Origin of the sequence: Novosphingobium sediminicola (assembly GCF_014196525.1) — a bacterium.
Taxonomy (GTDB): Bacteria; Pseudomonadota; Alphaproteobacteria; order Sphingomonadales; family Sphingomonadaceae; genus Novosphingobium; species Novosphingobium sediminicola.
In genome coordinates, this window is sequence record NZ_JACIDX010000005.1 from 195,227 (window position 1) to 209,316 (window position 14,090).

Below are 14,090 nucleotides of genomic sequence, written 5' to 3' on the forward strand. Positions count from 1 at the left end.
GAGGCTCCGCCCCGCATTTTGATGAAAACGCGGGGGTTTGCCTTCCAACTTTTGCGGAAAGGACGTGGTCGGTCAGCTATAATAGGCTTGCAACGGGCACACTTCAAGACTGGCCGAACGCATCGCGCCAATCGCTTCCACAGCCGCGACGCTGCCCGCCGCAGTGGTGAAATAAGGCACCTTGTTGCCCAGCGCGGCCTGACGGATGCTCTGCGAATCCTTCAGGCTCTGCCAACCCTCGGTGGTGTTGAACACCAGCGCCACGCCGCCATCGATGATTCGGTCAACGATATGCGGGCGCCCTTCGGCCACCTTGTTGACCAGTTCGACCGCAACGCCCGCCTCGGCCAGGAACTTCTGCGTGCCGCCGGTGGCGATCAGGCGGAAGCCCAGTTCGACCAGCTTGCGCGCGGCAGGCAGCACGACCGCCTTGTCCGTATCCTTGACCGAAATGAACACCACGCCTTCCTGAGGCAGCTTGACGCCCGCGCCCAGCTGGCTCTTGGCAAAGGCCGTGGCGAAATCCTTGTCGAGGCCCATGACCTCGCCGGTGGACTTCATTTCGGGGCTCAGCACCGGATCGACGCCGGGGAAGCGGGCAAACGGGAACACTGCTTCCTTGACCGCCATATAGGGCAGATCGCGGCGGAACGGCGGGAACGTGTCCAGCTTTTCACCCGCCATCACGCGCGCGGCGATCTTGGCAACCGGCTGACCGATGGCCTTGGCCACGAAAGGCACCGTGCGCGAGGCGCGCGGATTGACCTCGATGAGGTAAACTTCGCCATCCTTGACCGCGAACTGGATGTTCATCAGCCCCTTGACGCCCAGCGCCAGCGCCAGCAATTCGGCCTGACGCTCCATCTCGGCGATGATCTCGGCCGAGAGGCTGTAGGGCGGCAGGGTGCAGGCGCTGTCGCCCGAGTGGATGCCAGCCTCTTCGATATGCTGCATCACGCCCGCCACGACGACCTTTTCGCCATCGCACAGCGCATCGACATCGCACTCGATCGCATCGCGCAGATACTGGTCGATCAGCACCGGCGAGTCGCCCGACACCTGCACCGCCGTGGCGATATAGTCATCAAGCTGCGCCACGCTGTCGACGATCTCCATCGCCCGGCCGCCCAGCACATAGGACGGACGCATCAGCACCGGATAACCGATACGGCTGGCAACATTGACCGCCTCGTCGCGGCTGCGCGCGATGCCGTTGGCGGGCTGCTTCAGGCCAAGCTGTTCGACCAGAGCGGCGAAACGCTCGCGGTCTTCGGCAAGGTCGATGGCATCCGGGCTGGTGCCCAGAATGGGGATGCCCGCATCTTCCAGCGCCTGCGCCAGCTTCAGCGGGGTCTGCCCGCCAAACTGCACGATCACACCGACCAGTTCGCCCTTCGACTGTTCAACCGTCAGGATTTCCAGCACGTCTTCGGCCGTCAGCGGCTCGAAATACAGGCGGTCCGAGGTGTCATAGTCGGTCGAAACCGTTTCGGGGTTGCAGTTGACCATGATGGTTTCATAGCCGACCTCTTCCAGCGCGAAACACGCATGGCAGCAGCAATAGTCGAACTCGATGCCCTGACCGATACGGTTCGGGCCGCCGCCAAGTATCACGATCTTCTTGCGGTCGGACGGATCGGCTTCGTTCTCGGCCACGCCGAACATCGGCGTTTCATAGGTCGAGTACATATAGGGCGTAATCGCCTCGAACTCAGCCGCGCAGCTGTCGATGCGCTTGAACACCGGGCGCACGCCCAGACGGTGGCGCAGCGCGCGCACTTCGGCCTCGCTGGTGGCGCCCACCATCGCTTCGACCACATCATGCAGCAGGCCAGAACGCGCCATATTGGCGCTGCCCGCCAGCGCAGCGGATTGCACCGCCAGCTTGGCCAGACGCTTGTCCGAGAAGCCCATGGCCTTCAGACGGCGCAGACCGTCGGCATCATTGGGCAGGCCATTCTTGGCCACCTCGGCCTCGGCCGCGATGATTTCCTCGATATGGGCCAGGAACCACGGATCGTAATGGGTGATCCGGTTGATGTCGGCGGCGGTAAAGCCTTCGCGGAAAGCCTGCGCCACCACCAGCAGGCGGTCGGGCGTGGCGCGCGACAGGGCGGCGGTGATCTCGTCGCGGCTTGCACCCACCAGTTCGTCGACGCGGTTGAAACCGTCGAGGCCCGTTTCCAGCCCACGCAGCGCCTTCTGCATCGATTCCTTGATGTTGCGCCCGATCGCCATCACCTCGCCCACCGACTTCATCGCGGTGGAGAGCAGCGGCTCGGAGCCCTTGAACTTTTCAAAGGCAAAGCGCGGGATCTTGGTCACGACATAGTCGATGCTCGGCTCGAACGAGGCAGGCGTGGCGCCCGTGATCTCGTTGGTCAGCTCGTCCAGCGTATAGCCCACGGCCAGCTTGGCCGCGACGCGCGCGATGGGGAAGCCCGTGGCCTTCGACGCCAGCGCCGAGGAGCGCGACACGCGCGGGTTCATTTCAATAACGATCAGACGGCCATCGGCCGGGTTCACCGCGAACTGGACGTTCGACCCGCCCGTTTCCACGCCGATCTCGCGCAGCACGTTGAGCGAGGCGGTCCGCATGATCTGATATTCTTTATCCGTCAGCGTCAATGCGGGCGCAACCGTGATCGAGTCGCCCGTATGCACGCCCATCGGATCGATATTTTCGATCGAGCAGATGATGATGGAATTGTCGTTGCGATCGCGCACGACTTCCATCTCATATTCCTTCCAGCCCAGCAGCGATTCCTCGATGAGAACCTCGGTGGTGGGACTGGCTTCCAGACCGCTCTTCACGATCTTTTCGAACTCGGCCTTGTTATAGGCGATGCCGCCGCCCGTGCCGCCCAGCGTGAAGGAAGGACGGATGATCGAGGGCAGACCCGTGCGCTCCAGCACGGCAAAGGCTTCGTCCACGGTGTGGGCCACGCCGCTGCGCGCCGATTCGAGGCCGATCTTGTCCATGGCCTCGCGGAAACGCTGGCGGTCTTCGGCCTTGTCGATGGCATCGGCATCAGCGCCGATCATCTGCACGCCGTACTTTTCCAGCGTCCCGTCTTCAAACAGCGCCAGCGCGGTGTTCAATGCGGTCTGGCCGCCCATCGTGGGCAGCACCGCATCGGGGCGCTCCTTTTCGATGATCTTGGCGACCATGGCCGGGGTGATCGGCTCGATATAGGTCGCGTCGGCCATTTCCGGGTCGGTCATGATCGTGGCCGGGTTCGAGTTGACCAGGATAACCCGGTAACCCTCTTCCTTCAGCGCCTTGATCGCCTGCGTGCCGGAATAGTCAAACTCGCAAGCCTGACCGATGATGATGGGCCCCGCGCCAATGACGAGGATCGAGGAGATGTCTGTCCGCTTAGGCATCAGGCAATGCTCTCAATGAATTTCGTGAAAAGATAAAAGCTGTCCATCGGCCCCGGCGAGGCTTCGGGGTGATACTGCACCGAGAAGGCTTTCTTGCCCGTGATCTCGATGCCGCAGTTCGAACCGTCAAACAGCGACTTGTGGGTTTCCACCACGCCTTCGGGCAAGCTGGCCGCATCCACCGCGAAACCGTGGTTCATACTGGTGATTTCCACCACACCCTCGGCCATGCGCTTGACCGGGTGGTTCGCGCCGCGATGGCCCTGATGCATCTTGATGGTCTTGGCGCCGGCGGCCAGCGCCAGCATCTGGTGACCAAGGCAGATGCCGAAGATCGGCATGCCCTGATCGAGCAGCGCCTTGATGACCGGCACGGCGTAAACGCCCGTGGCCGCCGGATCGCCGGGGCCGTTGGACAGGAACACGCCATCGGGCTTGAGGCCGAGGATGACATCAAGCGGCGTTTCCGCCGGAACCACCGTCACAGTCGCACCAGCGGCGACCAGATTGCGGAAGATGTTGTCCTTGGCGCCGAAATCCATCGCCACGACATGCGGCCGCGGATCGTGGGGCGAACGGCCATAGCCCTTGCCCAGATGCCAGACGCTGCCTTCCCAGTTTTCCTGCCCCTTGCGCGACACGATCTTGGCCAGATCCATGCCTTCAAGGCCGGGCCACTGCTGCGCCTTGGCCAGCAGCGCGGGAATGTCGAATTCGCCCGCCTCATTATAGGCGATGACGGCATTGGGCGCGCCCGAGAGGCGGATGCGGCGCGTCAGGGCACGGGTGTCGAGCCCTGCGATGCCGATCTTGCCCTTGGCCTTCATCCAGGCGTCGAAACGGCCTTCGGAGCGGAAGTTGGAAGGGTTGGTCACGTCTTCGCGCACGATGCAGCCAACGGCGCCGTCAACGGCGGCCTCGTTGTCTTCATGGTTCACGCCGACATTACCGATGTGGGGGAACGTAAAGGTGACGATCTGGCCAGCATAGCTGGGATCGGTCATGATTTCCTGATAGCCGGTGATCGAAGTGTTGAAACACACTTCACCTACGGCGCTGCCTTGCGCGCCAAATCCTCGGCCCCAGGCGACATAACCATCGGCCAGTACCAGGACGGCAGTGGCGCCAACTGGTTTAGGCGCAAGCGAAGGGGCGGGGTCTGCCATGGGGGCGCTCCGTGAGAAGTTTTCAACAATGGGTGCTAAGGCCCGCCCGCTAGACCCCATACCCTTATCCGTCAACCTATCAAAACCGGAAAAATCCCGCTAGGGTTATCCGCCAAGCCGCGAAATGCGCAAAACTCCACGGGAAAGTTTAGAAAAATGATCCGCGATTCGATTAAGGCCGCGCAGGTGGCCGCCATGAAATCGGGCGACAAGCCCCGCCTTGCAGCCGTCCGCCTCATTCTGGCCAAGCTGAAGGACAAGGATATCGAACTGCGCACGGCCAGCAGCATTCCCGATGACGATGTGATCGTGACCGATGTGCTGCAAAAGATGGTGAAACAGCGCCGCGAATCGATCACCATGTATGAACAGGGTGGCCGCCCCGAGCTGGCCGCCGCCGAAGCCGCCGAGGTCGCGGTGATCGAGGACTTCCTGCCCGCGCAGATGAGCGAGGACGAGGTCAAGGCCGCGATTGAGACTATCAAGGCCGAAGTGGGCGCGAGCAGCATCAAGGATATGGGCAAGGTTGTTGGCGCCCTCAAGGCCAAGCACGGCACCCAGATCGACATGGGCAAGGCCAGCGCACTGGTGAAGGCGGCTCTGGCGTAAAATGAGTCTTTCGCCCCAGTTCCTTGATGAATTGCGCAGCCGGATCACGCTGTCCGCCGTGATCGGCCGGACCGAGCGCGTGACCAAGGCGGGGCGCGAGTTCAAGGCCTGTTGCCCGTTTCACCACGAAAAGACGCCCAGCTTCACCATCAATGATGAAAAGGGCTTCTATCACTGCTTTGGCTGCGGGGCGCATGGCGATGTCATCCGCTGGATGACCGATCAGCGCGGCCTGTCCTTTATGGATGCGGTGAAACAACTGGCCGAGGAGGCGGGGATGGAAGTCCCCGCCCCCGACCCAAGGCAGGCCCAGCGCGCGGAAAAGCAGAAGAGCCTGCATGATGTGATGGGCGCGGCGCAGGCGTTTTTTGTGGACCAGCTGGCCAGCCCCGAGGGCGGTCAGGCACGCTCCTATCTGGCCTCGCGCGGGTTCTCCGCCGCCGTGTGCCGCGAATTCGGCTTTGGCTATGCGCCGGAGGGGCGTCAGGCGTTGAAAGGCGCTTTGGGCCAATTCCCCGAACCGATGCTGATCGAGGGCGGCCTGCGCATCGTGGTCGAGGACAAGGAGCCGTATGACCGGTTCCGGGGCCGCCTGATGCTGCCCATCCACGATCCGCGCGGGCGGGTGATTGCCTTTGGCGGGCGCATTCTGGCCACGCACAAGACCGATGCGCCCAAATATCTGAACTCGCCCGACACGCCTTTGTTCGACAAGGGGCGCACGCTGTATAACCACCATCGCGCCTCGCCTGCCTCGCGGCAATCGGGGCGGATCATTGTGGTCGAAGGCTATATGGACGTGATCGCGCTGGCGGCGGCGGGGTTTCACGACGCGGTGGCCCCGCTGGGCACCGCGCTGACCGAGACGCAGATCGAGATGATCTGGCGCATGGTGGCGATGCCGGTGCTGTGTTTCGACGGCGATGCGGCGGGGCAAAGGGCGGCGATGCGCGCCGTGACGCGCGCCCTGCCCTTGCTGCGGCCCGGCCACTCCCTGCGCATCGTGCGTATGCCGCAGGGGCAGGACCCCGACGACCTGATCAAGGCGCGTGGCCCCGCCGCGATGGAAGAAGTGCTGGCGGGCGCGCAAAGCCTGCTCGACACATTGTGGCAATTCGAAATGGATGCCGCCCCTGCGGGCAGCCCCGAGGAAAAGGCGGGCCTCAAGGCGCGGCTGATGGCCCATGTCGACACGATTGCCGACAATGACATCAAGGCGCTCTATCGGCGCGATCTGCTCGAACGCTTTTCCGCTTTCGCCTTTCCCCGGCGCGAGGATAGCCGTCCGCCATGGCAACCGCGCCAGCCTTTTCAAAAGCAGCAGCGCGGCGGGCGTTTCGGACGCGACATCCCCCCGCCCCTGCCCCACGAGGAAACCACGCAAAGGCTGCAACGCCCCGCCAACCCGTTCCGCGCCGCCACAATCGAGGCGGTGCTGGCGGGCCTGATCCGCATGCCCGGCGAAATCGCCCGCCATGCCAGCCTGCTGGCGCGTCTGGCGCAGGAGGATGCGCGGTGCGATGCGCTGCTTGATGCGCTTGATGATGGCGCCCCCCTTGAAAGCGCCGCCATCGGCACCATCTTGGCGGAGAAAGGCTTAACGCCTCCCGACACCACTGCACGTCCCGGTATGGAATTTGCTTTCCTTTGCGAATCGGGGGAAGGCGCCAAAGGGCAATTGTCCGACGTGCTTTGCGTGCTGGCGGAAAAGCCGATGGTGGAGGCCGCCTTGGCCCAAACCCGCGAAAGCGGCGAGGTGACCGAGGAAAGTTGGGCAGAACAGCAAAGATTGTTGGCGCGTTTGCGCGATTTGGAAAAAAGAGAGCTGGATTTGAAGGCGCGACTCGGCCAAATGGCGGTTGCACAGGATAATGCTGCGGCGGCATCGCCCGATGCCGCGCACCTCTAGATGGCGTATAGGATGGACGAAGAGATTTCTGGCGCGGACATGTCGGATGGCGGCAAGGGCGAAGGCGGCGACGCTCCCCTGATCGACCTCAATGAAGCCTCGATCAAGAAGCTGATCGCCCGCGCCAAGCGCCGCGGCATCATCACCTATGACGAATTGAACGAGGCGCTGCCTCAGGACCAGTTCTCGAACGATCAGATCGAGGACATCATGGCCGCCATCAGCGAGATGGGCGTCAACATCGTGGAAAGCGATGAGGATGCCGCCGAGCCCGATGACAATGCCGCCGATGATGTCGACGATTCCGATTCGACGATGTCCGACCGCCCGGCCATCGAAAAGAAGAAGGAAACGGTCGAGCGGACCGATGACCCTGTGCGCATGTATCTGCGCGAAATGGGTGCGGTCGAACTGCTGAGCCGCGAAGGCGAAATCGCCATCGCCAAGCGGATCGAGGCCGGTCGCGACACGATGATTCTGGGCCTGTGCGAAAGCCCGATCACCTTCCACGCCATCATCCAGTGGTCCGAAGCGCTCAACAATGGCGAAATGCAGCTGCGCGAGATCCTCGATCTCGACGCGATGCTTTCCAAAGAGCCGCAGCCGGAAAACCTCTCGGAAGACGGCGAAGAAGCCGATGGCGAGATTTCCGAAGCCACCGCCGGCCCTTCCTTCAAGGAGGAAGAGGACATCGAGGAAACCGAGTCCGCCGACGAGGAGGATGAGGACGGCATCGAGCGCCGCGCCAAGCGCCCCGTTGAGGAAGAGGAAGAGGATAACACCCTCTCGCTCGCCCAGATGGAAGCGCAGCTCAAGCCCGAAGCGCTGGAGAAGTTCGCCCTCATCACCGACCTGTTCTACAGCTTTGAAAAGGCGCAGGCAGAGCGGCTGGAATACATGGCCGTCGGCAATGACTATCCGGCGGACAAGGAACGCACCTATCAGCAATTGCGCGAAGACCTGACCGCGCAGGTGGAAAGCGTGCAGTTCCATGGCCAGAAGATCGAATATCTGGTCGATAACCTCTATGCCTTCAACCGCCGGTTGACGGCGCTTGGTGGCCAGATGCTGCGCCTTGCCGAGCGTCACAAGGTCAGCCGCAAGGACTTCCTTGAAGCCTATGTGGGCCGCGAGCTGGACGATAACTGGCTGGCCAGCGTTCAGGGCAAGGACAAGAAGTGGACGGCCTTTGCCGTCAACGAAGGCGACGCGGTCGAACGCATCCGTGCCGAGGTTTCGGACATTGCCAGCAACACCGGCATGGCTCTGCCCGAATTCCGCCGCATCGTGAACATGGTGCAAAAGGGCGAACGCGAGGCCCGCATCGCCAAGAAGGAAATGGTGGAAGCCAACCTTCGCCTCGTGATCTCGATTGCCAAGAAGTACACGAACCGCGGGTTGCAATTCCTTGATCTTATTCAGGAAGGCAACATCGGCCTGATGAAGGCGGTCGACAAGTTCGAATACCGTCGCGGCTACAAGTTCAGCACCTATGCGACCTGGTGGATCCGTCAGGCCATCACGCGCAGCATCGCCGATCAGGCGCGCACGATCCGTATTCCGGTGCATATGATCGAGACGATCAACAAGCTGGTGCGCACCAGCCGCCAGTTCCTGCACGAGCAGGGCCGCGAGCCTACGCCGGAAGAAATGGCCGAGCGCCTGAGCATGCCGCTCGAAAAGGTGCGCAAGGTGATGAAGATCGCCAAGGAGCCGATCTCCCTTGAAACGCCGATCGGCGACGAGGAAGATTCGCATCTGGGCGATTTCATTGAGGACAAGAACGCGATCATCCCCGTCGATGCCGCGATTCAGTCCAACCTGAAGGAAACCGTCACCCGCGTGCTGGCATCGCTGACGCCGCGCGAGGAGCGCGTGCTGCGTATGCGTTTCGGCATCGGCATGAACACCGACCACACTTTGGAAGAAGTGGGCCAGCAGTTCAGCGTGACGCGCGAACGTATCCGCCAGATCGAAGCCAAGGCGCTGCGCAAACTCAAGCACCCGAGCCGGTCACGCAAGATGCGGTCGTTCCTCGACCAATAATTGCGGAAATCTTGATGCAAAAGGGCGCGATTCTATTGGGAATCGCGCCCTTTTTTGTAAAAACGCGATGGATAGCGGCGCCGCAAATGCTGCCAAGGTGCAAACCAGCCACCAACGTCGCAAAACTGCCACTTTTGGCCCCTGTTGGGGGTGGCCATGGCGCAGTTTGACGCCTAAGGAGCCGCCAAGACGACTCTAGTGGAACGAGCCAGACCCATGAAAATCGCTATCGCATCCGACCACGCCGCCGTTGCCTTCAAGGCCGAACTCGCCCAGTTCCTGCGCGACGAAGGCCATGAGGTCAGCGACCTTGGCCCCGAAACCGAGGACCGGGTGGATTATCCCGACTATGGTTACAAGCTGGCCGAGGCGGTGGCATCGGGCGCGGCGGAATTTGGCGTGGCCCTGTGCGGCAGCGGCATCGGCATTTCGATCGCCGTCAACCGCCACCCGGCTCTGCGCTGCGCGCTGGTGGGCGAGCCGCTCTCGGCTGCCCTTGCCCGCGAACATAACAATGCCAATGCCATCGCCATGGGCGCGCGCCTGACCGGCGTTGATATGGCCAAGGCCTGCCTCACCGCATTCCTCAGCACTGATTTCGGCGGCGGCCGCCACACCGGCCGCGTCGAAAAGCTGACCAACCCCACCTTCTGATCCCCAAAAGGACAAGCCACCATGACCGATATTCGCCCCGACGATTTCTTCACCGGCACGCTGTCTGATCGCGATCCCGTGATCGCTGGCTGGATCAACAAGGAACTGGGCCGTCAGCAGGACAAGATCGAGCTGATCGCCAGCGAGAACATCTGCTCGACCGCCGTGCTGGAAGCGGCCGGTTCGATCCTGACCAACAAGTATGCCGAGGGGTATCCGGGCCGTCGCTATTATGGCGGCTGCGAATATGTCGATGAAATCGAAGCGATTGCCATCGACCGCGCCAAGGAATTGTTCGGCGCCGCATTCGCCAATGTGCAGCCCAATTCGGGCAGCCAGATGAACCAGGCCGTGTTCCTCGCGCTCTTGACGCCGGGCGACACGTTCATGGGCCTGGACCTGAACTCGGGCGGCCACCTCACCCACGGTTCGCCGGTGAACATGAGCGGCAAGTGGTTCAACGTGGTGCCTTACGGCGTGCGTGAGGACAACCAGCTCATCGACATGGACGAGGTTGCCCGCATCGCTCGCGAGTGCAAGCCCAAGCTGATCGTCTGCGGCGGCACGGCCTATTCGCGCGAATGGGACTGGGCCGGTTTCCGCACGATTGCCGATGAAGTGGGCGCCTATCTGCTGGCCGACATGAGCCACATTTCGGGTCTGGTTGCCGGCGGCGCGCATCCCTCGCCGGTGCCTTTCGCCCATGTGACCACCACCACCACGCACAAGTCGCTGCGCGGTCCGCGTTCGGGCATCATCCTGTCCAACGACGAGGCGATTGCAAAGAAGCTGAACTCGGCGATCTTCCCCGGCCTGCAGGGCGGCCCGCTGATGCACATCATCGCGGCCAAGGCGGTTGCTTTTGGTGAGGCGCTCCAGCCTTCGTTCAAGGCCTATGCGGCCCAGATCAAGGCGAACGCCAAGGCTCTGGCCGCCTCGCTACAGGCTGAAGGTCTGGGCATCGTGTCAGGCGGCACCGACAACCACCTGATGCTGGTTGACTTGCGCCCCTATGGCGCCAAGGGCAAGCATGCGGAAAAGGCGCTCGACCGTGCCAGCATCACCTGCAACAAAAACTCGATCCCCTTCGACGACGAAAAGCCCCTGCTGACCAGCGGCATCCGTCTGGGGACCCCCGCCGGGACCACCCGTGGTTTCCGCGAGGAAGAGTTCACCCAGATCGGCAAGTGGATTGCGCAAGTGGTTGACGGACTGCGCAAGAATGGCCCCGAAGGCGATGCGCAGGTTGAAGCCCGCGTGGCCGCTGAAGTCGCCGAAATGTGCGCCCGCTTCCCGATCTATCCCAAGCTGGGCTACTGATCCTTGCGCTGTCCGTTCTGCGCCTGTGACAACACGCAGGTGAAAGATTCGCGCCCGACGGAGGACAATACGTCCATCCGTCGGCGCCGACAGTGCGAAGGCTGCGGCGCGCGTTTCACCACGTTTGAACGGGTGCAACTGCGCGAGATCACCGTGGTGAAAAGCAACGATCAGCGCGAACCGTTTGACCGCGCCAAGATCGAGCAATCGGTCGCGCTGGCCTGTCGCAAACGCGGCATCGCGCAGGAACGGCTGGACCAGCTCGTTTCGGGTATCCAGCGCCAGATCGAAACGCTGGGCGACAGCGAAGTGCCGTCGAAGGCGATTGGCGAGATGGTGATGGAAGGGCTGCACGCGCTCGACAGCGTGGCCTATATCCGTTTTGCCAGCGTCTATCGCGACTTTTCCGAAGCGCGCGATTTCGAGGAATTTGCCGGCAACGTGCGTGATGCGGGGCAGAAGAAATGAAACCTGTCATCGTTCTTGTCCGCCCGCAACTGGGCGAGAATATCGGCAAGGCGGCGCGCGCCATGCTCAATTTCGGCCTTGTCGAAATGCGGCTGGTCAGCCCACGTGATGGCTGGCCCAACCCCAGCGCGGGGCCTGCTGCGGCGGGCGCCGACATCGTGCTGGAACAGGCGCAGGTGTTCGAAACGCTGGCCGAGGCGGTGGCCGATTGCCCGCATGTCTATGCCACCACGGTCCGCAAGCGCGGCGTGACCAAGCCGGTGCTGACGCCCGAGGCCGCCACGCGCGAAATCCATGCTCAGCCGGGGCGCAGCGCGATCATCTTTGGCCCCGAGCGTTCTGGGCTGGAAACCGATGATGTGGCGCTGGCCCGCGCGATCATCACCGTGCCGATCAATCCCGAATTTGGCTCACTCAATCTGGCGCAGGCGGTGATCCTGTGCGCCTATGAGTGGTCGAAGGGTGTCGCACTGGAGCAGCCCCCGGTCGAGGAAATCCTGCCCCCTGCCCCGCAGGAAGAGCTGGAAGGGTTGATCAACCATCTCGACAGCCTGCTGGAGCCGCGCGGCTATTATTTCCCCGAGGCGCGGGCCGATGCCACGCGGCGCACCTTGCGCACCATGCTGACCAAACCGGCGTGGAACCATCTGGAAGTGCGCACGATGCGCGGGGTTCTCTCCGCCCTGATGCGCCAGCCCGGCGTGCCGCCGCCGCCGCGGGTGAAGCCCGCACCCAAGCCGAAAGACGAATCCGGCAACACGGGGGATTGACAAAATCCGTCATTCCCGCCAAGGGCGCCCCTTCACAAGGATGGCGCCCACCCGGCGCCGTATTCCATTGGCCCTGCATGTCCGGTGAAGCAGTGGCCGCCTGAAAGCCTTTGGCCTTCAGGGTGCGCGCCGGAACCTGTCGGTCAACTCTGATCGGCAACAGAAGGCACGAGGCATTCCGCCCCGCGCCATGAAGCAAATGTAAGGAAGACTATGTCGAAGCGTCATGCCTCGAAGTACAAGATTGATCGCCGCCTTGGCGAAAACATCTGGGGCCGTCCCAAGTCGTCGGTGAACCGCCGTTCGTATGGCCCCGGCCAGCACGGCCAGCGCCGCAAGAGCAAGATCTCGGACTTCGGCATCCAGCTGCGCGCCAAGCAGAAGCTCAAGGGCTACTATGGCGACATCACCGAAAAGCAGTTCAAGAGCACCTATCAGGAAGCGTCGCGCATGAAGGGCGACACCGGTCAGAACCTGATCGGCCTGCTGGAACAGCGTCTGGACGCCGTGGTGTACCGCTCGAAGTTCGCCCCCACCATCTTCTCGGCCCGTCAGGTCGTTTCGCACGGTCACATCTATGTGAACGGCGTGAAGTGCAACATCGCCTCGCGTCGCGTTCGCCCCGGCGACGTGATCAGCCTCGGCAAGAAGGCCAAGGAAATGGCCCTCATCGCTGAAGCTCAGGCTCTGCCCGAGCGCGAAGTGCCCGACTATGTGTCGCAGGACGCCGACAAGGTGACCTTCGTGCGCGTTCCCACGCTCGACGAAGTGCCCTATCCGGTGAAGATGGAACCGAATCTGGTCGTCGAATTCTATTCGCGCTAATTCGCGTTTCCTCGCGGAACAGACAGAGGGTGGAGAGCTTCGGCTTTCCGCCCTTTTTCTTTTTCGTAACAAAGCTTTTCCGGCTCGTTTCTGTCATCAGATCGTCGCCTTGGTCCGTCATTTCACCGCGATGAACGGAACCAACGCAAATCAGAATCGTATTGATGTCATGAACAAGCTCTATCGTTATGTCACCGCCCACCGCGTGGGCAAATGGTATCCCGATCTCGCCACGGCGCAGCGCTTTGCCTTTAAAATCGGCGCGGGATTCATGGCGGAAAAAAGCGGGCAGTTTTCCAGCTATCTGGGGACGAGGCTCGAGGTGCTGCTTCCGGATGGACAGGTGGTGGCCGCGGCGGCCTGATCAGGGTTGCGGGTCGAAAACGGGGGCCGGCTTGGCGGGGGCCGCTTTGCCGCCTTTGGCTTTAGGCTTGACCGTCCCGCCCTTGCCATGGCGCTCTTCCTCGCCCTCCCCGGCCTTTTTGCCGCTGGCGGGAAAGCCAAAGCCCTGATCGATCCGGCTCATCTCCTCGATCACCGCATCCACCAGCTTGGCCACCGGCAGGTCGGAAAAGACGATCCGGCGCAGGAGGTTCTCGGTCAGAACCTGCCGTTTCTTGTAAAACTGATAGAAATAGATGGCAAAGCCGTCGAGCGCGGTCACCACAGTCTGCGCCACGGCGGCATCGACCCCGCGCGCATTGATCGTCACGGCCATCAAGGGCCAGACCATCACCGCCACTGAAAGCAGCATGGCAAGAACAAAGAAGACCTTGTTCAACCAGCCATAGGACCATTGCTTGATATGGACGTCCTGCGCCAAGGCAATGCGCAGGGAGTCATCATCCATACTCTGTTTTTTCTGAAGATAACGGATCAGAAAGTCGCCGCTTGTCTCACCCATGGCAAATCCCCCGACCGGGCCATGGGTGAATA

At 62.2% G+C, this 14,090-nt stretch carries 12 protein-coding genes; 9 read left to right on the forward strand and 3 right to left on the reverse strand.

Annotated features, from left to right (window positions below; all coding sequences use genetic code 11):
- Positions 1–72: 72 nt before the first annotated feature.
- Positions 73–3,387, reverse strand: coding sequence for a carbamoyl-phosphate synthase large subunit (gene carB / locus GGR38_RS08325; protein ID WP_183624441.1), 3,315 nt, complete (start codon positions 3,385–3,387; stop codon positions 73–75).
- Entirely contained in the window at positions 3,387–4,553 is a 1,167-nt protein-coding gene (gene carA, locus GGR38_RS08330; RefSeq protein WP_183624443.1) for a glutamine-hydrolyzing carbamoyl-phosphate synthase small subunit, read from the reverse strand. The genes carB and carA overlap by 1 nt, the downstream gene beginning before the upstream one ends.
- A 156-nt stretch (positions 4,554–4,709) precedes the next feature.
- Here carA and GGR38_RS08335 point away from each other — a divergent pair, with 156 nt between their 5' ends.
- The 9 genes from GGR38_RS08335 (at position 4,710) to GGR38_RS08375 (ending at position 13,518) form a co-directional block, all read left to right on the forward strand.
- Positions 4,710–5,162: a GatB/YqeY domain-containing protein gene (locus GGR38_RS08335; RefSeq protein WP_183624445.1), complete on the forward strand. Its 453-nt coding sequence runs from the start codon at positions 4,710–4,712 to the stop codon at positions 5,160–5,162.
- Position 5,163: 1 nt separating this feature from the next.
- Positions 5,164–7,071: a DNA primase gene (dnaG, locus tag GGR38_RS08340; protein ID WP_183624447.1), complete on the forward strand. Its 1,908-nt coding sequence runs from the start codon at positions 5,164–5,166 to the stop codon at positions 7,069–7,071.
- 12 nt (positions 7,072–7,083) lie between these two features.
- Positions 7,084–9,117, forward strand: coding sequence for an RNA polymerase sigma factor RpoD (rpoD, locus tag GGR38_RS08345; protein ID WP_246404346.1), 2,034 nt, complete (start codon positions 7,084–7,086; stop codon positions 9,115–9,117).
- Between the two features lie 216 nt (positions 9,118–9,333).
- Positions 9,334–9,771, forward strand: coding sequence for a ribose 5-phosphate isomerase B (gene rpiB, locus GGR38_RS08350; RefSeq protein ID WP_183624449.1), 438 nt, complete (start codon positions 9,334–9,336; stop codon positions 9,769–9,771).
- Positions 9,772–9,792: 21 nt separating this feature from the next.
- Complete coding sequence (glyA, locus tag GGR38_RS08355) at positions 9,793–11,091, forward strand: serine hydroxymethyltransferase (protein WP_183624451.1); 1,299 nt, start codon at positions 9,793–9,795, stop codon at positions 11,089–11,091.
- Positions 11,092–11,094: 3 nt separating this feature from the next.
- Positions 11,095–11,559, forward strand: coding sequence for a transcriptional regulator NrdR (gene nrdR / locus GGR38_RS08360; RefSeq protein ID WP_183624453.1), 465 nt, complete (start codon positions 11,095–11,097; stop codon positions 11,557–11,559).
- On the forward strand, positions 11,556–12,329 hold the full coding sequence (locus GGR38_RS08365) for an RNA methyltransferase (RefSeq protein ID WP_183624455.1): 774 nt from the start codon (positions 11,556–11,558) through the stop codon (positions 12,327–12,329). Before nrdR ends, GGR38_RS08365 begins: the two co-directional genes overlap by 4 nt.
- Before the next feature lie 213 nt (positions 12,330–12,542).
- Positions 12,543–13,154, forward strand: coding sequence for a 30S ribosomal protein S4 (rpsD, locus tag GGR38_RS08370; RefSeq protein ID WP_172342416.1), 612 nt, complete (start codon positions 12,543–12,545; stop codon positions 13,152–13,154).
- A 109-nt stretch (positions 13,155–13,263) separates the two neighbouring features.
- A complete protein-coding gene (locus GGR38_RS08375) occupies positions 13,264–13,518 on the forward strand; it encodes a hypothetical protein (RefSeq protein WP_246404347.1) in 255 nt (84 codons plus the stop codon).
- Here the strand turns inward: GGR38_RS08375 and GGR38_RS08380 are convergent, their stop codons facing one another.
- Positions 13,519–14,004: a hypothetical protein gene (locus tag GGR38_RS08380; RefSeq protein WP_183624457.1), complete on the reverse strand. Its 486-nt coding sequence runs from the start codon at positions 14,002–14,004 to the stop codon at positions 13,519–13,521.
- Positions 14,005–14,090 lie beyond the last annotated feature (86 nt).